Genomic DNA, 18,504 nt, shown 5'->3' with positions numbered 1-18,504 from the left:
GCGATCATGGACATCCAGCAGCGGGCGACCGACCAGGCGAGCGAGCAGCGAGCCGGTCGTCGCGAGTGGGCGGCGCTCGTCGTGCTCATGCTCCCGGTGCTGCTGATCGCGATCGACAACACCGTGCTGGGCTTCGCCCTGCCGCAGATCGCGCTCGACCTCGAGCCGACCGCGGCGCAGCAGCTGTGGATCGTCGACGCCTACTCGCTCGTGCTCGCCGGCCTGCTCGTCGCGATGGGCGGCATCGGCGACCGCTTCGGCCGCCGCCGGATGCTGCTCATCGGCGCGACCGGCTTCGCGCTCGTCTCGGTGCTCGCGGCCTTCGCGCCCACCGCCCCCGCGCTCATCGCGGCCCGCGCGGCGCTCGGCTTCTTCGGCGCCATGCTCATGCCGTCGACGCTCTCGCTCATCCGCTCGACGTTCCCGCACCGCGGCGACCGGCGGCTCGCGATCGCCGTCTGGGCGACCGCCTTCTCGGTCGGCAGCGCGCTCGGCCCGACGGTCGGCGGCCTGCTGCTCGAGCACTTCGCGTGGGGCTCGGTGTTCCTCATGGCGGTGCCGGTGCTGCTGCCGCTGCTCGTGCTCGCGCCGCTCCTCGTGCGCGAGAGCCGCGACCCGAACCCGGGCAGGCTCGACCCCATCGGCATCGTGCTGTCGATCGTCGCCCTCGGGGCGCTGGCCGCCGGCATCAAGCACGTCGCGGTCGACGGGCTCGACCTCATCGCCGTGGGCATGGCGGTCGTGGCGGTCGTGGCCGGCTGGCTGTTCGTGCGGCGGATGCGGTCGTCGGCCGCACCGATGCTCGACATCGACCTGCTGCGCATCCCCGCGTTCTCGGGCGCCATCGCCATCAACCTGCTGAGCGTCATGGCGCTCGTCGGCGCGCTGTTCTTCCTCACGCAGCACCTCCAGCTCGTCGAGGGGCTCTCGACGCTCGACGCCGCGCTGCTGCTCGTGCCCGGCACGATCGCGATGGTCGGCACGGGCCTCGGGGTGGTCGTGCTCGTGCGGCACATGCCCGCGCACCGGGTGGTCGCGCTCGGGCTCGCGAGCTCGACGGCGGGCTACCTCGTGGTCGCCCTGAGCGGCGACGCGCTGTCGCCGCTGCTCGTGGCGGTCGCCTACGGCCTGCTGGGCGCGGGCGTCGGCGCGGCGGAGACCCTGTCGAACGAGATCGTCGTGAGCACGGCGCCACCGGAGCGCGCGGGCGCGGCGAGCGCGGTCTCGGAGACCGCGTACGAGCTCGGCGCGGTGCTCGGCACGGCCGTGCTGGGCGGCGTCGTGAGCGCCGTCTACCGCTCGTCGCTCGTGATCCCCGAGGGGGTGGGGGCCGCCGACGGCGCCGCAGCCCGGGAGACCCTCGCCGGCGCGCTCGACGTGGCCGACGGCCTCCCCGTGCCGCTCGGCGATGCCCTCGCGCAGGCTGCGATGACGGCGTTCGACGACGGCGCGCTCGCGACGGCCCTCACCGGCGCCGCGCTCATGGCGATCGCGATCGTGGTCGCGCTGCGCACGCTGCGGAGGGCCTGACCGCAGCGCCCGACGAGCGAGGAGGGGTGCCGCCTCACGGCAGCACCCCTCCTCTCGTGCGTCAGATGATGGTCAGATGACGTCGTCGCGGCGCTCGGTGCGCTCGACGCGCGTGCCGGAGGCGGGGTCGACGCTCGAGCGCGAGACCTGCGACGTCCGCCCCGAGCGGGCGGCCATGATGATGCCGATGAGGGTGACGAGCGCGCCGGCGCCCAGCAGGATGTAGCCGATCAGGGCCCAGTTGGCGCCTTCGACCTGCCACAGGGCGGGGACCGCCCAGGCGATGATCGCGCCGACGGCCATGAGGAAGATGCCGAAGCCGATGCTCAAGGTGCTCTCCGTTCGTTGCGGACGCCAGGGACCAGGCGGCCTGTGGGGCGAATGTACTGCGCGCAGGCTGGGACGCGGGTGCGAACATCGGCGCGGCTAGGCTGGAGCGCGCGGCCCGCGCGGATGCGGCGCTGCCGGTCGACGCGCACACGGTGCGCCCCAGGGAGGAAGAGTGCAGCAGCTGCGCCTCGCGGTCATCGCAGGAGACGGCATCGGCCCCGAGGTCACCCTCGAGGCCAGGCGGGCCATGCGCGCCGCCCTCGACGGGGTCGAGCTGGTCGAGACCGAGTACGAGCTCGGCGCCGCCCACTACCTCGAGACCGGCGAGATCCTCGACGACGCGACGCTCGAGCGGCTCCGGCACCACGACGCGATCCTGCTCGGCGCGGTCGGCGGCGACCCCGCGGATGCCCGCCTCGCCGGCGGCATCATCGAGCGCGGCCTGCTGCTGCGGCTGCGCTTCGCCTTCGACCACCACGTCAACCTGCGCCCCACCCGCCTGCACCCGAAGGTCGCGAGCCCGCTCCGCGACCCGGGCGACATCGACTTCGTGGTCGTGCGCGAGGGCACCGAGGGCCCCTACGTCGGCAACGGCGGATCGCTGCGCACCGGCACGCCCCACGAGATCGCGAACGAGACGAGCGTGAACACCGCGTTCGGCGTGGAGCGCGTGGTGCGCTTCGCGTTCGAGCTCGCCGAGCAGCGCGACCGTCGGCTCACGCTCGTGCACAAGAAGAACGTGCTCGTGCACGCCGGCGGGCTGTGGCAGCGCATCGTCGACGCCGTCGCGGCCGAGCACCCGGATGTCGCGGTCGACTACCTGCACGTCGACGCGGCGACCATCTTCCTCGTCGACCGCCCGAGCCGCTTCGACGTGATCGTCACCGACAACCTGTTCGGCGACATCCTCACCGACCTCGCCGGCGCCGTCGGCGGCGGCATCGGTATGGCCGCATCCGGCAACCTCAACCCCTCGGGCGAGTTCCCGAGCATGTTCGAGCCCGTGCACGGCTCCGCGCCCGACATCGCCGGTCGCGCGATCGCCGACCCGACGGCCGCGATCCTCTCGGCGGCGCTGCTGCTCGAGCACTCCGGCCACCCCGACGCCGGCCGGCGCATCCGCGACGCGGTCGACGCCGACGTCGACGCCCGCGGCGGCGCGAGCCGCGCAACCCATGAGGTCGGCGACGCCATCGTCGACCGCATCCGCACCTCGAAGGAGCAGGCATGACACTCGAGTTCACCCTCACGCGGAACGCGGAGCCGGTCGCCGACGACGTCCGCGCCGGCGTGCTCGCCGAGCCGGGCTTCGGCAAGCACTTCACCGACCACATGGTGTCGATCGACTGGACCGCCGACGGCGGCTGGCACGACGCCCGCATCGAGCCCTACGGGCCGCTGCTCATGGACCCCGCCTCGGCCGTGCTGCACTACGGCCAGGAGATCTTCGAGGGGATGAAGGCCTACCGTCGCGACGACGGCTCGGTCTGGACGTTCCGCCCGGACCAGAACGCGCAGCGCCTGCAGCGCTCGGCCGCGCGGCTCGCGCTGCCGCAGCTGCCCGAGGAGCTCTTCCTCGAGGCCATCCGCCGGCTCGTCGAGGTCGACGAGGCGTGGGTGCCCGACGGCGGCGAGGACTCGCTCTACCTCCGGCCGTTCATGATCGCCAACGAGGTCTTCCTCGGCGTGCGGGCGGCGCAGACCGTGCGGTTCATGGTCATCGCGAGCCCCGCGGGCCCGTACTTCGCCGGCGGCGTGAAGCCCGTCTCCATCTGGCTCTCGCGTGAGTACAACCGCGCCGGCAAGGGCGGCACGGGCGCTGCCAAGTGCGGCGGCAACTACGCCGCGAGCCTGCTGCCGACGCAGCTCGCGGTCGCGAACGGCTGCGCGCAGGTGCTCTTCCTGAACGAGGAGGGCACCGACCTCGAGGAGCTCGGCGGCATGAACGTCGTGCTCGTGAAGGCCGACGGCACGCTCATCACGCCCGACTCCGACACGATCCTCGACGGCGTCACGCGCAACTCCCTGCTGCAGCTCGCGGCGGATGCCGGGCACGCGGTCGAGCGCCGTCCGGTCACGCTCGCCGAGTGGCGCGACGGCGTCGCCGACGGCACGATCACCGAGGCGTTCGCGTGCGGCACGGCCGCGGTGCTCACGCCGATCGCGGCGCTCCGCAGCCCCGACGAGACGATCGGCGACCCGGACGCGCCTGCGGGCCCGGTCGCGCTCGCGCTCCGCAAGGCGCTCACGGACATCCAGTACGGCCGCGCGGAGGATCCGCACGGCTGGATGGTCCAGCTGACGGGCGCCCGCTGATGCGGGTCGCGCGCTTCGCCCACGGCGAGCGGATCGGCTACGGCGTCGTCGACGAGGACGCCCTGGTCGTGCTCACCGGCGACCCGATCGTCGCCGGCTTCGACACGACGGGGGAGCGGATCCCGCTCGGCGAGGCACGGCTGCTCGCCCCCGTCATCCCGCGCTCGAAGGTCGTCGCGGTCGGCCGCAACTACGCGAAGCATGCCGCGGAGCTCGGCAACGAGGTGCCCACCGAGCCGCTCGTCTTCCTGAAGCCGAACACGTCGGTGATCGGCCCGGGCGACGCGATCGTCATGCCGCCGGAGTCGCAGGACGTGCACTTCGAGGGCGAGATCGCGATCGTCATCGGCCGCGTCGCGCGCCGCCTGACGAAGGCGAACGCCCTGCACGCGGTCTTCGGCGTCACGGTCGCCAACGACGTCACGGCGCGCGACCTGCAGCGGCGCGAGCAGCAGTGGGCGCGCGCGAAGGGCTTCGACACGTTCTGCCCGCTCGGCCCGGCGATCGAGACGGAGCCCGACTGGAACGACCTGCGCCTCATCACCCGTGTCGACGGTGAGGTGCGGCAGGACGGCGTCTCGAGCGACTGGATCTTCGACGCGCCGACGGTGCTCGAGTGGATCACCGCGGCCATGACCCTGCTGCCCGGTGACGTCGTGCTCATGGGCACGCCAGAGGGCGTCGGCCCGCTCGCCGCAGGCCAGACGGTCGAGGTCGAGGTGCCGGGCGTCGGCACGCTGCGCAACCCGGTCGTCGCGCAGACGGTCGCGACCCCCGCCTAGCCCTCCACACCGCCGAACTTCCCGAGACTCCGAGTTTCCGCGGCGGAAACGCGCGGTTCGGGGAAGTTCGCCGTTCGGGGGTCCGGTCGGGGTCGGGGTCCGGTCTCAGGGTCGGTGCCTAGCATCGGGCCCAGGGCGGCGTCGGTCGCCCGGGACTCGAGGAGGAGCCATGTCGGAGATCCAGCAGCTGCTCGGCCGCATGCCGATCCAGCAGATCGCGCAGCAGGCCGGCGTCGGTGAGGACGAGGCGCGGCAGGCGATCGAGGCGATCGTGCCTGCGCTCGTCGGCGGGATGCAGGCGAACGCCCACGACCCCGCGGGCGCGCGGTCGCTCGCCGGTGCGCTCGGCGCGCACGCCGGGCACCTGGATGAGCGGCTCGCGGGCAGCGTCGACACCGCCGACGGCGAGAAGATCGTGCGGAACGTCTTCGGCGACAACGCCGACCAGATCGCCAGGGCCGCGGGCGGCGGGTCCGCGCTCGGCGGCATCATCCAGAAGGTGCTGCCGATCGTCGCACCGATGGTGCTCGCCTGGATCGCGAACCGCTTCTTCGGCCGAGACGGTCAGTCGCAGCGCGGGCAAGCGCAGCAGCAGCCCGCGCCCGCCGAGCAGCAGGGCGGCGGCTTCGACTCGCCGTTCGGCAAGGGATCCGCGGGCGCGGAGCAGCCTGTGCAGGTGCCGCAGCGCCAGCCCCAGGGTCGGCCCTCCGGTCAGCCGCAGGGCCAGGCGCAGCAGCAGGACGGCTTCGGCCTCGACGACCTGCTGGGCGGGATCCTCGGCGGTGGATCGTCGACGCAGCAGGGCGGCCAGCAGGGCAGCGGCCCGCTCGGCCCGCTCGGCGACATCCTCGGCGGGCTCCTCGGCGGCGGCCGGCGCTGACGTCTGCTGCCGAGCTTCCCCGAACTGCGGCTCTCCCGCGCTCGAAGCCGCACTTCGGGGAAGCTCGGCGCACGGGGTGGAGCCTGCCTGCATATGCAGGCTGGCTCCCGTAGAGTGACCGCATGGCTTCTCCCGATGCGCTCCGCGGCCACGTCGACGCGATGCTGCTCAGCGTGCTCGCCGAAGGACCGGTGCACGGCTACGGCGCGATCGAGCGCATCCGGCATCGCTCCGACGGCGCGCTCGACTTCCCGAGCGGCACCGTCTACCCGGCGCTCAAGCGGCTCGAGCGCCGCGGCCTCATCGAGGGGGAGTGGGCGTCCGAGGGTCGTTCGAAGCGCGTCTACCGGCTGACGACCGCGGGCACCGCGGCGCTCGCGACGGAGCGCGACGACTGGGCGGCGACCTCGACGATCATCACGCGCGTGCTCGGGCAGGCGCAGGCGTAGCTGCCCCGAGCCGCACCGCGGCGAAGCGCACGAGCAGCACGCCGGCGCCTGCACCGACGGCAGTGCCGAGCACGACCGTGAGCGCGACGAGCGCGGCCGCGATCGCGGCACCCGCGGGCGGCACCGGCAGCGCGACGGCGAGCGCGATCGCGCCGCCGACGAGCACGACCGCCAGCACGAGCTGCAGGCCGGCGACCGCGACGAGCGCGGGCATCGAGCCGGCGCGGCGGATCGCGACCGCACCCACGGTCGCGGCGATCGCGACGAGCGGCGCCACGACGTCGAGCGCGCGCGAGACCGGCAGCATCCAGGCCACGTCGAGCGGCACGCGGAAGCCGGGCAGCGCGGCGATCGCGGTCATGCCGACGACCCACGCGACGACGAGCACGGCGACGATGCCCGCGGAGGCGGGGGAGTAGCGGCGGCCCACGTCGGCGAGCAGCTCGCGCGAGAGCTCGGCGGCGATCGGTGCCGGATCGCCGAACTCGGCGACGACGGCGGATGCGGCGGACCCCTCCGGCACGCCGGCCGCGGTGCGCGCAGCGACGGCCTCCCGCAGATCGCCCTCGATCTCGCGCACGACGTCGCGACGACGGCGGCCGGAGGCGACGACGGCGCGCTCGAGCGATCCGACCAGGTCGGCGATGGGATCGGCGGCGGGCATCGCGTCGATCCTCCCACGCCTAGGATGGGGACCATCATGAGCGTCCCCTTCTCGACCGCCACGGGCGGCGACGTCGTCGTCCGCTTCTGCCCCTCGCCCACGGGCACGCCGCACGTCGGCCTGATCCGCACGGCGCTGTTCAACTGGGCGTACGCGCGGCACCACGGCGGCAAGCTCGTCTTCCGCATCGAGGACACCGACACGGCGCGCGACAGCCAGGAGTCGTACGACCAGCTGCTCGAGGCGATGCGCTGGCTCGGCATCGACTGGGACGAGGGCGTCGAGACCGGCGGCCCGCACGAGCCGTACCGCCAGTCGCAGCGCGGCGAGATCTACGCCGAGCTCATCGAGCGGCTGCGCGAGGCCGGCCACCTCTACGAGTCGTTCGCGACCGCCGAGGAGATCGAGGCGCGCAACCGCGAGCAGGGCCGCGACCCCCGCCAGGGCTACGACAACTTCGAGCGCGACCTGACAGAGGCGCAGCGCGAGGCGCTGCGCGCGGAGGGTCGCCAGCCGAGCCTCCGCCTGCGCGTGCCCGACGAGGACCTCTCGTTCGACGACCTGGTGCGCGGCGAGATCACCTTCCCGGCAGGCTCGTTCTCCGACTTCGTGGTCGTGCGCCCGAACGGCGCCCCGTTGTACACGTTCGTGAACCCGGTCGACGATGCGCTCATGGGCGTCACGCACGTGCTGCGCGGCGAGGACCTGCTCTCGTCGACGCCGCGCCAGATCGCGCTCTACCGCGCGCTCGCCGACATCGGCGTCGCGACGGCGATCCCGCGCTTCGGCCACCTGCCCTACGTGATGGGCGATGGCAACCGCAAGCTCTCGAAGCGCGACCCGCAGTCGAACCTGTTCCTGCTCCGCGAGGCCGGCTTCATCCCCGAGGGCCTCCTGAACTACCTGTCGCTGCTCGGCTGGTCGATCGCGCCCGACCGCGACGTCTTCTCGCGCGACGAGCTGATCGCCGCCTTCGACGTGGCGAACGTCAACCCGAACCCATCGCGCTTCGACCCCAAGAAGGCGGAGTCGATCAACGGCGACCACGTGCGCCGACTCCCAGCCGACGAGTTCGCCGCGCGCCTCGAGCCCTACCTGGGCCGGGTCTTCGGCGGCCCGCCGAGCGACGAGGAGCGTGCGCTCCTCGCCAAGGCGGCCCCGCTCGTGCAGGAGCGCATGCAGCTGCTCGGCCAGGCCGAGGACATGCTGGGCTTCCTCTTCCTCGACACCGAGGACATCCACCACGACGCGGATGCGGTGGCGGGCCTCAGCGACGACGCGCATGCCGCGCTCGAGGCGTCGCGGCGCGCGCTGGAGGAGCTCGAGACGTTCGACACCGCGAGCATCGAGCAGGTGCTGCGCGAGGTGCTCGTCGAGGGGCTCGGCATCAAGCCGCGCTTCGCCTTCACGCCGCTGCGCGTGGCTGTGACGGGCCGCCGGATCTCGCCGCCGCTGTTCGAGTCGATGGAGCTGCTCGGCCGCGAGGCTGTGCTCGCGCGCATCGAGCGGCTGGCCGCGAGCGTCTGATGGACGTCGACGTCGTCGTCATCGGCGCCGGACCCGCTGGCCTCGCCGCATCGCTCAACCTCGCGCGCCAGCAGCGCACGGTCGCGCTCGTCGACTCGAACCGCCCGCGGCACGCGGCGACGCTGCAGTCGCACGGCTTCATCACGCGCGACGGCATCTCGCCGCTCGAGATGCGCTCGCTCGGCCGCGAGGAGGTGCTGCGCTACCCGACGGTGACGCACGAGCGCACCCTCGTGCGGCAGATCGTCGCCGTCGACGACGGCTTCGCCGTGCAGGCCGAGCAGCCCGGCTCCCGCGCCGAGAGCGAGACGCGCGCCCCGGCGGTGCTCATCGCGACCGGGCTCTCCGAGACGCTCCCCGCCTCGAAGCACGTGCGCCCCTGGTACGGCACGAGCCTGCACTCCTGCATGGACTGCGACGGCTACGACAAGCGCGGCCAGGCGCTCGCGCTCATCGGCGAGACGCCCGACCTCGTCGAGCGCGCCATGGTCATCCGCCGCCACACCGACGACCTCGCCGTGTTCACCAACGGGTCGGATGCGGTCGACGACGCCGGCGCGACCCGGCTCGCCGAGCACGGGGTGACGCTCGTGCGCACGCCGATCGCCGCGATCGAGGGCGACCGGACCGGCATGCAGGCGATCGTCCTCGACGACGGCGAGCGCAGCATCCGCACCGGCGGCTTCGTGCGCCCATGGTGGCACCCGCAGCTCGAGTTCGCCGAGTCGCTCGGCCTCGAGCGCGACGACGACGGGCTCGTGGTCGTCGACCGGTCGCAGCGCGCCTCCGTCGAGGGCATCTACGCCGCCGGCGACATCACGCCGGGCTACCGGCAGCTCGCGGTCGCCGCGGGCGCGGGCACGATCGCCGCTTCGGTCATCAACCGCGACCTCATCGCCCGCGAGCGCTGACGCGGGCGACGGCGTGGACCTCGGCGCGCTCGACCTCGCATCCTGGCTGCGCACGGGGGTCGCCCTGGTGCTCCTCGCTGCCATCGCCTATGTCGGGCAGCGCGTGTTCCGCGTCGAGGCGCCGCGCGAGGCCGTCGTCGCGATCCTGCGCGCCATCGTGCAGCTCGCCCTGCTCAGCATCGTCCTGACCGGGATCATCCAAGACGTGCGCTGGGTCGCGCTCGGGCTCGTGGGGATGCTCGTCGCGGCGATCGTCACGGCAGCGCGCCGCAGCGGCGGGAGGGCTGCCGAGGTCCTGCTGCTCGCCACGGCGATCACCGCTGGCCCGCTCGTCGTGATGCTCGTGGTCTTCGGCACGGCCGCGATCGAGCTCACGCCGCAGTACCTGCTCGCGGTCGGCGGCATCGTCATCGGCAATGCGATGACGATGGGCATCCTCGTGCAGCGGGTGCTGCATGCCTCGATCCGCGATCACTGGTCCGAGGTGGAGGGCTGGCTCGCGCTCGGCGCGACACCGCGGCGCTCGATCGCGCCGCTCGCGCGTGAGGCGGTGCGCACCGCGCTGCTGCCCATCATCGACACGACGCGGACGACGGGCATCGTCGTGCTGCCCGGGGCGTTCGTCGGTGCGGTGTTCGCCGGACTCTCGCCCATCGAGGCCGGCAGGTTCCAGCTCATCGTGCTGGCCGGCATCGTCGCGGCCGGCGTCGTCACCGGCTCGATCCTCGCCTTCACGGCGCACCGCACGGCCGCCGTGGCCCGGCCCCACGCGCTCGTCGAGTAGCACGGCGGCGCCAGCCGCCGCGCCCCCACATGCTCGTCGAGTAGCACGGCGGCGCCAGCCGCCGCGCCCCCACCCGCTCGTCGAGTAGCACGGCGGCGCCAGCCGCCGCGCGTATCGAGACGAATGACCCCCGCCTCACGCCAGCGCGTACGCCGCCCGCAGCCATCCCAGCAGCTCGTCGTCGACCTCATCGATCGACCCCACGTCCACTCGGTGCGTGCACATGCCGCCCGCGATCTGCAGCCGCCCGCTCGCGGGCGCATCCGCCAGGTTCAGCCCGACCCGCACGCGCTTCGCGCTCGCGGCCTCCACGACCGCGAACTGCTTGTGCCGCCGCAGCGAGACGCTCGTCTTCTTCGGCGCGACCTCGACGTCGTCACCGAGTGCCGTCGCCGCCGCGGCGAGCCGGTCGAGGATGGGCCGCAGCGCCGCCTTGCCACCCGCGTACTGCGCGTCGACCAGGTCATCAGCCGTCATCGGCCCGGCCTCCCGCGCGCGGTGGCGCAGCGCGACGAGGTTCGCGAAGCCGTGGCTCATGCCGTGCTCGCCCTTCAGCAGCGCCATGATCTCGCCGTGCTTCGTCGGGGAGGGGCTCGTGCTGTCGAGCACCGCGAACCACTCGTCGAGGCTCCTGCCGGTCTTCGCCGGCATGTTGTCGATCATCGACTGCGTCGCGGCATCCACGTCCATGTGCGTGACGCTACCGCCGCGCCGCGGCACGTGGTCGCACGAGATCGACGGGGTGCGACGGCGGTCTCCGGTACCGATCTGCGGGTCGCGCGGGCGCGCATCCCCAGATCGGTACCGGAGGGTCGGGCAGCCGTCGGCGGCGGCCACGATTGGCGCGCTGGCGCGGGAGCCGCTATGCTCGACTCTTGGCTCGCTCGCTCCGGTGCGCGACCATTGGGGTATGGTGTAATTGGCAACACGGAGGTTTCTGGTACCTTTGTTCTTGGTTCGAGTCCAGGTACCCCAGCACTGAAGTACCGAAGAAGCCCCCGCAACGCGGGGGCTTTCGTCGTCTCACAGGTCTTTCGTCGTTGGTGTTCGACACGCCTCTCGACATGAGGAGCGCGTGGCGGCATCGTGGTCTGTCCCCCAAGAGGTCGAGGAGGACACCATGGCGGACGAGACGGACACCACGAGCGGCGCGGGCCCCGACGGCGGGCACATCCGCACCGGGCCAGAAGCTTCGGACTCGCTGCAGTACTCGCAGGAGGTCACGTCGCCCGACGACGAGCCGGAGCGCGACGGCCGCAGCCTCGCGACCACGAGCCACGACGTGATCCGCGCGTGGGCGGAGGCTCGCGACGCGACGCCGGCGACGGTCGACGGCACGGAGCACGACGGACACCTCGGCGTGCTGCGGTTCGACTTCGGCGGCGACTCCGACCGGCTGCGCCACGTGGAGTGGGAGGAGTGGTTCGAGACGTTCGACGAGCGGCGACTCAACTTCATCTACCAGGAGACCCGCTCCGACGGCTCGGAGTCCAACTTCTTCCGGCTCGACAACCCGGAGCGCGAGGACGGCTGACCCGCTCGCCGGTCCCTCGTCGCAGAGACCGCGCCGTGGCATGATGCCCAGAGCGAGACGGGAGCATGACCATGGGCACGTTCTTCGACATCACCTGGTGGCTGGTGCCGCTCGGCCTCATGGTGCTCTGGGCGGCGACCTGCGTCTGGGCGGTCGGGAAGCTGCTCCGCATGGACGTCGCGCTCATCACCAAGGTGATGTGGGCGGTCGCGATCCTCGCGTTCCCGATCGCCGGCCTCATCGCGTTCCTGCTGCTCGCGGACCGCACGCCGCAGATGGAGCGCGAGCTGGGCATCCGTCGCTACTGAGCTCGCGGCGCCCTCGCGCCCTAGACTGCGGCGCATGGACCTCGCCGTCATCGCCTGCATCGCCGCCGCGCTCGCCGCGGCCGTCCACGGCTACATCTTCGTGCTCGAGACGCTGCGGTGGGAGGAGCCGGGCACGCGACGCGTCTTCGGCACGAGCGAGCAGCAGGCTGCGCAGTCGAAGCAGCTCGCCGCCAACCAGGGCGTCTACAACCTGCTGCTCGGCGTGGCCGCGCTCGCGGGCGTCGTGATCATCGTCGCCGGAGCGCGCGGCGCCGGACTCGCGGTACTGCTCGCTGCGACCGGCATCATGCTCGCCGCCGCGCTCTACCTCGTGATGTCCGACCGCACGAAGGCCCGCGCCGCGGTGGTGCAGGGCTTCTTCCCGGCGATCGCCGTGATCACGGGGCTCGTCGCGCTCGGGCAGGCTGCGTGATGGCGCTCCGCGGCGCCGCCCGGCTCGTGCTCGGCGGCGCGCTCGTCTTCGCCGGCATCAGCCACCTCACCTTCGCGCGCCGCGACTTCCGGGCGCAGGTGCCCGAGACGGTCGTCGAGCTCGCGCCCCTCGACGAGGACGGCATCGTGCTCGCCTCGGGCGTCGTGGAGATCGCGCTCGGCACCGCAATCGCGCTCGCGCCCGCCGGCATCCGCCCGCTCGTGGGGAAGGTGGCCGCTGCGTTCTTCGGCGCTGTCTTCCCCGGCAACATCGCGCAGTGGCTGCACCACCGCGACGCCTTCGGCCTCGACACCGACGAGCGCCGCTTCGGCCGCCTCTTCTTCCAGCCCGTGCTCATCGCGTGGGCGCTGTGGTCGACGCGGCCGCCCAGTCGCTGACCGACTCGAGCGACGGAAGGACCCGATCCCTGCCGCTGGACCCGAGATCTGGGGTCCAGCAGCCGGAACCGGGTCCGTGCGGCGGTGGGAGCCTGAGTCAGTCGCGGTCGCGGCGCGGGAAGATGCCGAGGAACCGGCGGGACGACGAACGGCGGCGCTCCGGCTCGCGAGCCGCAGCCCTCGTGCGCGGACGCTCGTCCGACCGCTGCCCCTGGCGTGCGCCGCGGTCGTCGCGCGAGTCGTCGCCGGAGTCGTTGCCGAGCTCGCCCGTGCCGTCCTCGTGCTGCTCGCGGATCTCGCGGCCCTCGGCCTCGAGCTTGTCGCGCGCCTCCGCCTGCTTCTCGACCTTCTTCGTGCCGCGCGGCGGCAGCTGGATCGCCGACTCGGCCTCGATGCCCGCCTGCAGCTCTCGAGCGCGCTCGACCTCGGCGTCGACCTCTGCGCCGAGCAGCAGCACGATGTTGAAGATCCAGAGCGCGAACAGCAGCGCCATCACGGTGCCGATCGCGCCGTACGAGCTGTAGCCCGAGCCGAACGTGAAGTAGAGCCCCAGGGCAACGGAGGCGATCGCGATGCCGATGATGGCGACGATCGAGCCGATGCTGACCCACGTGAACTTGGGCTGCTGCAGGTTCGGCGCCAGGTAGTAGAGCAGCGCGATCATCGCGATGACGAGTGCGAGGATCACGGGCCACTTCACCCACGCCCAGATCGGCAGGAAGGTCTGCGTCATGAAGGCGAGGAAGCCGCCGAGGCCGAGCGGCTCGGCGATCGGCCCGAGCACACCGGTCACGAGCGCGTCGTTGATGGCGAGCGACACGAGGATGACGACGACGCCCACGAGCAGCGCGACCGTGATGAGCAGCATCGTCGCGGTCTGCTTGATGAAGCCGCGGCCCTCCTCGATGCCGTAGATGATGTTCATGCAGCGCGAGAACGACTTGACGTAGGCGGATGCCGACCACACAGCGGTCGCGATGCCGATGATGAGGGCGATGACGCCGCCGGCCGCCGAGTCCGTCATCGTCTCCACGAGGTTGACGACGAGATCCTGGAAGTCCTCGGGCACCTGCCGCACGGCCTCGTCGAGGATGCCGGTCACGGTCGACGCGTTGTTGGCCAGCACGAGCGAGATGATCGAGAAGACGGCGAGCAGACCGGGCGCGAGCGAGAGCACCATGTAGTACGTCAGCATCGCGGCGAGATCCGTGCCGCCGTCGCTGCCGAACTCCTTCAGCGCGCGCTTGAGCGCGTACTTCCAGCTCGAGCCCTCGAGCTTCTGCGGGGCGTCGGGCTTCTCGTCGTGGTCGGGTGCCGGCGCGTCCGCTGCGTCGAGCGTGGCGTCGATGGGGTCTCTGCTCGACACGGTGTGTCCTCTCGCCGGGTTCCTGTGATGGCGCAGAACTGTACCCCAGTCACCTGCGCGGTGTACCCCGGGAACGCGTCAGTCGCCGACGACCCGGTCGACGAGCCGGTCGAAGGATGCGTCCACCTCGGCGGGCAGGCCGAAGCCGCCCGCGGCCTCGAGGGTGGCGAAGCCGTGCGCGACGGCGCGGAGGCCGCGCAGCGCGTGCACGGCGTCATCGCCACCGAGGTGGTCGACCGCCCGCTCGGCGATCGCCATGACGCGCGCGCCGGCCGCTTCGAGCGCTGGATGCGCGATCGGCCGGGCCGGCAGTGCGCGGTAGCGGGCCGGGTACCGCACCGCGAACGAGCGGTACGCGCGCAAGAACGCCCGTGCGGCATCCGCCCCGGTCGACTCGCCGACGGCCTCGCCGATCGCGGCGCCCAGGTCGTCGGTGATGCGCGCGCCGACGAGTGCCTCGAGCTCGGGCAGCCCCGCTACGTGCTTGTAGAGCGACGGTGGCTTCACGCCCGCGCGCGCGGCGACCGCGCCGAGCGAGAGCGGCGCGCCACCGGTGGCATCGAGCTCGGCGAGCGCGAGGTCGACGAGGGCGGCGGGGCTGAGCCCCGCCCTAGGCACGTGCCACCGGCCACCCGATGCGGCGCGCGAGCGCCAGCACGGCCGCCGCCGTCTCCGCCGGCCGCTCGGCGTGCGGGTAGTGCCCCGCGCCGTCGATCATCGTGACCTCGCCGCGCGTGGCGTCGGCGTACACCTGCGCCTCGGCTGCGGGGTCCGAGAAGTCGGGATCGGCGCTGCCCATCACGACCGCCACCGGTGCGGTCTGGCTGCCGCGCGCGTCGATCGCGTCCTTCGTGGTGCCGGTGCCCATGGCGACGAGCGCGTCGGTGCCGTGCGGGCGGCGAAGCGCGGCCACGATGCGGCGGCGGTGCGCGCCGAGGTCGGCGGGCGGCGCCTTGTGCAGCGAGCGGTAGAACAGCGACCAGAGCAAGGGAGAGTGGGTCACGAGCGACGTCACCGCGCGCATGAGCGCCGACACCCGGGGGGTCGTGGCCCAGGGCGCGATCGCCACCGCGCCGACGATCGACCCCGGTGCCAGCTGTGTCGCGAGCAGCGCGCTGTCCGGCGTGAAGGAGTGCCCGACGACGATCGCGGGGCCGCCGAGCCGCTCGACGAGGGCGGCGGCGGCGCGCGCGATCTGCGCCTGCCCGACGGGCGTCGGCGAGATGCCCGAGTCGCCGTGGCCGGGCAGGTCCAGCGTCGCGACGCGGAAGCCCTCCGCGACGAGCAGGGGCACGAGGTGCCGGTAGGCGCTGCGCAGGTCGCCCATGCCGGGCAGGAGGACGATGAGCGGGGCGTCGGCGGTGCCCGCGGGCACGGCGAGGTCGTAGGCGAGCGCGACGCCGTCGAGGTCGAGCGAGGCGGATGCGGTGGTGGTCATGCGCTCAGGCTAATGCCATTAGCCAACGAGCGCAAGGGCGCGGCAACGCCGAACTTCCCCGAACTTCGGGTTCTCGGCCTGAGAACCCGGAGTTCGGGGAAGCTCGCGCTCGCTGGGGGTCAGTACGCGTCGGTTGCGGCGTCGGTGCGCTTGAGCCGCGCCACCGCCGCCTCGGAGCCGCGCGCCATGAGCGTCACGTCGGCCGCGACGAAGACGAACGCCGCGCCGCGCTCGAGGCAGCGGTCGGCGTCGGCCTCGGCGAACGTGTTCACGCCCACGGGGGTGCCGGTCGAGCGCACGGCCTCGATCGTCGCGTCGACGGCGGCGACGACCGCCGACTCGGACGGTCGGCCCGGGAAGCCCATCGAGCCCGCGAGGTCGGCGGGGCCGATGAAGACGGCGTCGACGCCGTCGACCGCCGCGATCTCGGCCGCGTTCGCGACCCCCTCGGCGGTCTCGATCTGCACGGTCACGGAGACGTGCGCATCCGCGTCCTGCACGTAGCCGGCGATGCGGCCCCAGCGCGACGAGCGCGCGAGCGCCGAGCCGATGCCGCGCGCGCCCTCGCGCGCGCCGTCGCCGCCCGGGTAGCGGGCGGCGCGGACGGCGGCCGCCGCATCCGCGGCGGTCGACACCATCGGCACGAGCACGTTGACGGCGCCGAGGTCGAGCACCTGCTTGATCGTCACGGGGTCGTTCCACGGCACCCGCACGATCGTCGTCACGGGGTACGCGGCCGCGGCCTGCAGGATCGGCAGCATCTCGCTGATCGAGATCGGCCCGTGCTCGCCGTCGACGAGCAGCAGGTCGGCGCCGGAGCCGGCCATGATCTCGGCGGCGACGGCACTGCCGGATGCGTTCCACAGGCCCACGAGCGGCGCGTCGGCCGCGGCGAGCACATCGCGGAAGGTGCTCATCGGAACGTCACCTCGATCGAGCCCATGTCCTGGAAGTGCGTCGTGACGACGTCGCCGGGCTGCACCCACACCGGTCGCGTGAACGACCCGGCGAGGATGAGCTCGCCCGCCTCGAGGCGGTCGCCGTGCTGCGCGAGCTTGCCCGCGAGCCACGCGACCCCGTGCGCGGGATTGCCGAGCACGCCGCCCGAGACGCCCGTCTCGATGATCTCGCCGTTGACGAGGCAGTGCGCCCCGATCCACGCCAGGTTGCGGTCGCGTGGCCCGATCTCGACGTCGCCGACGACGATCGCGCCGAGCGCCGCGTTGTCGCTGATCGTGTCGACGATCGTGCGCCCCTCGAGCTCGATGTGCGAGTCGAGGATCTCGAGCGCCGGCACGACGACCTCGGTCGCGTCGAGCACCTGCTCGACCGTCAGCCCCTGCCCCTCGAGCGGCGAGCGGAGCACGAACGCGAGCTCGACCTCGACGCGCACGTTCGACCACTGCGCGTGCTCGACCGTGGCGCCCGAGGGGTACGCCTGGTCCGCGAAGATCACGCCGTAGTCGGGCTCGGTGATGCCGGTCGCGAACTGCATCGCCTTGCTCGTGAGCCCGATCTTGCGGCCCACGAGGCGCGCGCCGGCCTCCTCGCGACGCGCGCGCCAGATGCGCTGGACGGCGTAGGAGTCCTCGATCGTCGCCTCGGGGAACCGCGCCGAGATCCTCTCGATCGTGCCGCGCGAGCGGGTGGCCTCGGCGAGCTCGTCGGCGATCCGCGCCACCGTCGCGTCGTCGAGGCCCCGGCCGGGGCCGCCCGGGGTCGCCGCGGGTCCCGCCGTCACAGCTGGGTGCCGATCTTGAAGCCCTTCGACGCCTCACCCCGGTAGGTGCCGTCGTCGTCGCCGACGCGCGTGTACGAGAAGCCGTCGGCGCCGATCGTCACCTCCATCTCGCTGGAGTCGGTGCGCTCGACGACCTCGACGACGTTGCCGTCGAGGTCGAGCACCGGCGACGCCTCGGTGTACCAGGACGGCACGACCGGGTTGCCCCACCAGTCGCGACGCTGGTTGTCGTGCACGTCCCACGTGATGACGGGGTTGTCCGGGTCGCCGGTCCAGTAGTCCTGCGTGTAGATCTCGATGCGGTGCCCGTCGGGATCGGTGATGTAGAGGTAGAACGCGTTCGAGACGCCGTGGCGGCCCGGTCCGCGCTCGATGTGGTCGGACATCCGGAGCGCGCCGAGCTTGTCGCAGATCTGGATGATGTTGTGCTTCTCGTGCGTCGAGAACGCGATGTGGTGCATGCGCGGCCCGTTGCCACCGGTGAGCGCCGTGTCGTGCACGGTGCCCTTGCGCTGCATCCACGCCGCGTAGGTGACGCCCTGGTCGTCCTGGATGTCCTCGGTGACGCGGAAGCCGAGGTCCTCGAGGTACTTGCGGCCGCGCGGCACGTCGGGGGTGACCTGGTTGAAGTGGTCGAGGCGCACGAGCTCGCCCGCCGAGATCAGGTCGTAGCGCTGGTGCAGGCGCTCGGCGTGCTCGGTCGCGTAGAAGAACTCGTAGGGGAAGCCCAGCGGGTCCTCGACGCGCACGCTGTCGCCGAAGCCCTTCTGGAAGCCGCCGGCGCGACGCTCGGTGCGGCAGCCGAGCTCCCGGTAGTAGGCCTCGGCGCGGTCGACGTCCTCGGGGGCGCGCACGCGGTAGGCGAAGGCGGCGACGGCCGCGACCGGGCCCTTCCGCAGCACGAGGTTGTGGTGGATGAACTCCTCGAACGAGCGCAGGTAGATCGCCTCGTCGTCCTCCTCGGTCACGTGCAGGCCCAGCACGTCGACGTAGAAGGCGCGGCTCGCGGCGAGGTCGGTGACGACGAGGTCCATCGCCGCGCAGCGGATGATGTCGGGCGCCGGGACGCTGGGCTTCGTGATCTCGGGCGTGGGGGTCGCGTTCATGGTGCTG

At 72.8% G+C, this 18,504-nt stretch carries 22 protein-coding genes and 1 tRNA gene; 14 read left to right on the top strand and 9 right to left on the bottom strand.

From position 1 onward, the window contains the following. Positions 1–6 precede the first annotated feature (6 nt). A complete protein-coding gene (locus ACVWW9_RS01400; RefSeq protein WP_456514094.1) occupies positions 7–1,530 on the top strand; it encodes an MFS transporter in 1,524 nt (507 codons plus the stop codon). 72 nt (positions 1,531–1,602) lie between these two features. On the opposite strand, the gene ACVWW9_RS01395 is transcribed toward ACVWW9_RS01400, so the two are convergent. After that, positions 1,603–1,860, bottom strand: coding sequence for a DUF6458 family protein (locus tag ACVWW9_RS01395; RefSeq protein ID WP_123695954.1), 258 nt, complete (start codon positions 1,858–1,860; stop codon positions 1,603–1,605). 172 nt (positions 1,861–2,032) lie between these two features. Between ACVWW9_RS01395 and ACVWW9_RS01390 the strand changes: the two genes are divergently transcribed. From ACVWW9_RS01390 to ACVWW9_RS01370, 5 genes are all read left to right on the top strand, one after another. Continuing rightward, positions 2,033–3,091 (top strand): 3-isopropylmalate dehydrogenase, encoded by a 1,059-nt coding sequence (locus ACVWW9_RS01390; RefSeq protein ID WP_354259392.1) that lies wholly within the window; start codon positions 2,033–2,035, stop codon positions 3,089–3,091. After that, the gene (locus ACVWW9_RS01385; protein WP_456514093.1) at positions 3,088–4,176 is read left to right on the top strand and encodes a branched-chain amino acid aminotransferase; all 1,089 of its coding nucleotides are present in this window, start codon (positions 3,088–3,090) and stop codon (positions 4,174–4,176) included. The genes ACVWW9_RS01390 and ACVWW9_RS01385 overlap by 4 nt, the downstream gene beginning before the upstream one ends. After that, the gene (locus ACVWW9_RS01380) at positions 4,176–4,958 is read left to right on the top strand and encodes a fumarylacetoacetate hydrolase family protein (RefSeq protein ID WP_456514092.1); all 783 of its coding nucleotides are present in this window, start codon (positions 4,176–4,178) and stop codon (positions 4,956–4,958) included. Before ACVWW9_RS01385 ends, ACVWW9_RS01380 begins: the two co-directional genes overlap by 1 nt. Positions 4,959–5,127: 169 nt before the next feature. Further along, a complete protein-coding gene (locus tag ACVWW9_RS01375; RefSeq protein WP_456514091.1) occupies positions 5,128–5,838 on the top strand; it encodes a DUF937 domain-containing protein in 711 nt (236 codons plus the stop codon). A gap of 122 nt (positions 5,839–5,960) precedes the next feature. Beyond that, positions 5,961–6,287 (top strand): helix-turn-helix transcriptional regulator, encoded by a 327-nt coding sequence (locus ACVWW9_RS01370; protein WP_354259404.1) that lies wholly within the window; start codon positions 5,961–5,963, stop codon positions 6,285–6,287. Here the strand turns inward: ACVWW9_RS01370 and ACVWW9_RS01365 are convergent. Next, on the bottom strand, positions 6,256–6,951 hold the full coding sequence (locus tag ACVWW9_RS01365; RefSeq protein ID WP_354259407.1) for a permease prefix domain 1-containing protein: 696 nt from the start codon (positions 6,949–6,951) through the stop codon (positions 6,256–6,258). The genes ACVWW9_RS01370 and ACVWW9_RS01365 overlap by 32 nt on opposite strands. Positions 6,952–6,987: 36 nt before the next feature. Between ACVWW9_RS01365 and gltX the strand changes: the two genes are divergently transcribed. Genes gltX through ACVWW9_RS01350 form a run of 3 tightly spaced genes read left to right on the top strand, consistent with a single transcriptional unit; the run spans position 6,988 to position 10,173 of the window. Then, positions 6,988–8,478 carry a glutamate--tRNA ligase gene (gene gltX, locus ACVWW9_RS01360; protein ID WP_456514090.1) on the top strand — a complete coding sequence of 497 codons (1,491 nt, stop codon included), beginning with the start codon at positions 6,988–6,990 and terminating at the stop codon, positions 8,476–8,478. After that, positions 8,478–9,389: an NAD(P)/FAD-dependent oxidoreductase gene (locus ACVWW9_RS01355; protein WP_456514089.1), complete on the top strand. Its 912-nt coding sequence runs from the start codon at positions 8,478–8,480 to the stop codon at positions 9,387–9,389. The genes gltX and ACVWW9_RS01355 overlap by 1 nt, the downstream gene beginning before the upstream one ends. Before the next feature lie 13 nt (positions 9,390–9,402). Continuing rightward, positions 9,403–10,173: an ABC transporter permease gene (locus ACVWW9_RS01350; protein WP_456514088.1), complete on the top strand. Its 771-nt coding sequence runs from the start codon at positions 9,403–9,405 to the stop codon at positions 10,171–10,173. A gap of 135 nt (positions 10,174–10,308) precedes the next feature. Here the strand turns inward: ACVWW9_RS01350 and ACVWW9_RS01345 are convergent, their stop codons facing one another. Then, positions 10,309–10,863, bottom strand: coding sequence for a DUF5655 domain-containing protein (locus ACVWW9_RS01345; RefSeq protein WP_456514087.1), 555 nt, complete (start codon positions 10,861–10,863; stop codon positions 10,309–10,311). A 214-nt stretch (positions 10,864–11,077) separates the two neighbouring features. On the opposite strand from ACVWW9_RS01345, the gene ACVWW9_RS01340 reads away from it, so the two are divergent. The 5 genes from ACVWW9_RS01340 (at position 11,078) to ACVWW9_RS01320 (ending at position 12,846) form a co-directional block, all read left to right on the top strand. Then, positions 11,078–11,149, top strand: a tRNA-Gln gene (locus tag ACVWW9_RS01340). A gap of 144 nt (positions 11,150–11,293) precedes the next feature. After that, positions 11,294–11,707 (top strand): hypothetical protein, encoded by a 414-nt coding sequence (locus ACVWW9_RS01335; RefSeq protein ID WP_456514086.1) that lies wholly within the window; start codon positions 11,294–11,296, stop codon positions 11,705–11,707. 65 nt (positions 11,708–11,772) lie between these two features. After that, positions 11,773–12,015: a hypothetical protein gene (locus ACVWW9_RS01330; protein WP_456514085.1), complete on the top strand. Its 243-nt coding sequence runs from the start codon at positions 11,773–11,775 to the stop codon at positions 12,013–12,015. Between the two features lie 34 nt (positions 12,016–12,049). Beyond that, a complete protein-coding gene (locus tag ACVWW9_RS01325) occupies positions 12,050–12,448 on the top strand; it encodes a DUF1304 domain-containing protein (protein WP_123695941.1) in 399 nt (132 codons plus the stop codon). Next, positions 12,448–12,846, top strand: coding sequence for a DoxX family protein (locus tag ACVWW9_RS01320; protein ID WP_456514084.1), 399 nt, complete (start codon positions 12,448–12,450; stop codon positions 12,844–12,846). Before ACVWW9_RS01325 ends, ACVWW9_RS01320 begins: the two co-directional genes overlap by 1 nt. A 97-nt stretch (positions 12,847–12,943) precedes the next feature. On the opposite strand, the gene ACVWW9_RS01315 is transcribed toward ACVWW9_RS01320, so the two are convergent. From ACVWW9_RS01315 to hpaD, 6 genes are all read right to left on the bottom strand, one after another. Then, positions 12,944–14,212: a YihY/virulence factor BrkB family protein gene (locus ACVWW9_RS01315; protein WP_456514083.1), complete on the bottom strand. Its 1,269-nt coding sequence runs from the start codon at positions 14,210–14,212 to the stop codon at positions 12,944–12,946. A 78-nt stretch (positions 14,213–14,290) separates the two neighbouring features. Further along, complete coding sequence (locus ACVWW9_RS01310; RefSeq protein ID WP_456514082.1) at positions 14,291–14,830, bottom strand: TetR/AcrR family transcriptional regulator; 540 nt, start codon at positions 14,828–14,830, stop codon at positions 14,291–14,293. Then, positions 14,823–15,650 carry an alpha/beta fold hydrolase gene (locus tag ACVWW9_RS01305; RefSeq protein ID WP_456514081.1) on the bottom strand — a complete coding sequence of 276 codons (828 nt, stop codon included), beginning with the start codon at positions 15,648–15,650 and terminating at the stop codon, positions 14,823–14,825. Before ACVWW9_RS01305 ends, ACVWW9_RS01310 begins: the two co-directional genes overlap by 8 nt. 119 nt (positions 15,651–15,769) lie before the next feature. Further along, positions 15,770–16,567: an HpcH/HpaI aldolase family protein gene (locus ACVWW9_RS01300; protein ID WP_456514080.1), complete on the bottom strand. Its 798-nt coding sequence runs from the start codon at positions 16,565–16,567 to the stop codon at positions 15,770–15,772. Continuing rightward, the gene (locus tag ACVWW9_RS01295) at positions 16,564–17,391 is read right to left on the bottom strand and encodes a 2-keto-4-pentenoate hydratase (protein WP_456514079.1); all 828 of its coding nucleotides are present in this window, start codon (positions 17,389–17,391) and stop codon (positions 16,564–16,566) included. Before ACVWW9_RS01295 ends, ACVWW9_RS01300 begins: the two co-directional genes overlap by 4 nt. Then, positions 17,388–18,497, bottom strand: coding sequence for a 3,4-dihydroxyphenylacetate 2,3-dioxygenase (gene hpaD / locus ACVWW9_RS01290; protein ID WP_456514078.1), 1,110 nt, complete (start codon positions 18,495–18,497; stop codon positions 17,388–17,390). The genes ACVWW9_RS01295 and hpaD overlap by 4 nt, the downstream gene beginning before the upstream one ends. Between the last annotated feature and the right edge of the window lie 7 nt (positions 18,498–18,504).

Source organism: Agrococcus sp. UYP33 (genome assembly GCF_054060915.1).
The sequence above is the reverse complement of the archived record's forward strand: the minus strand, read 5'-3'. Positions and strand labels throughout refer to the sequence as shown.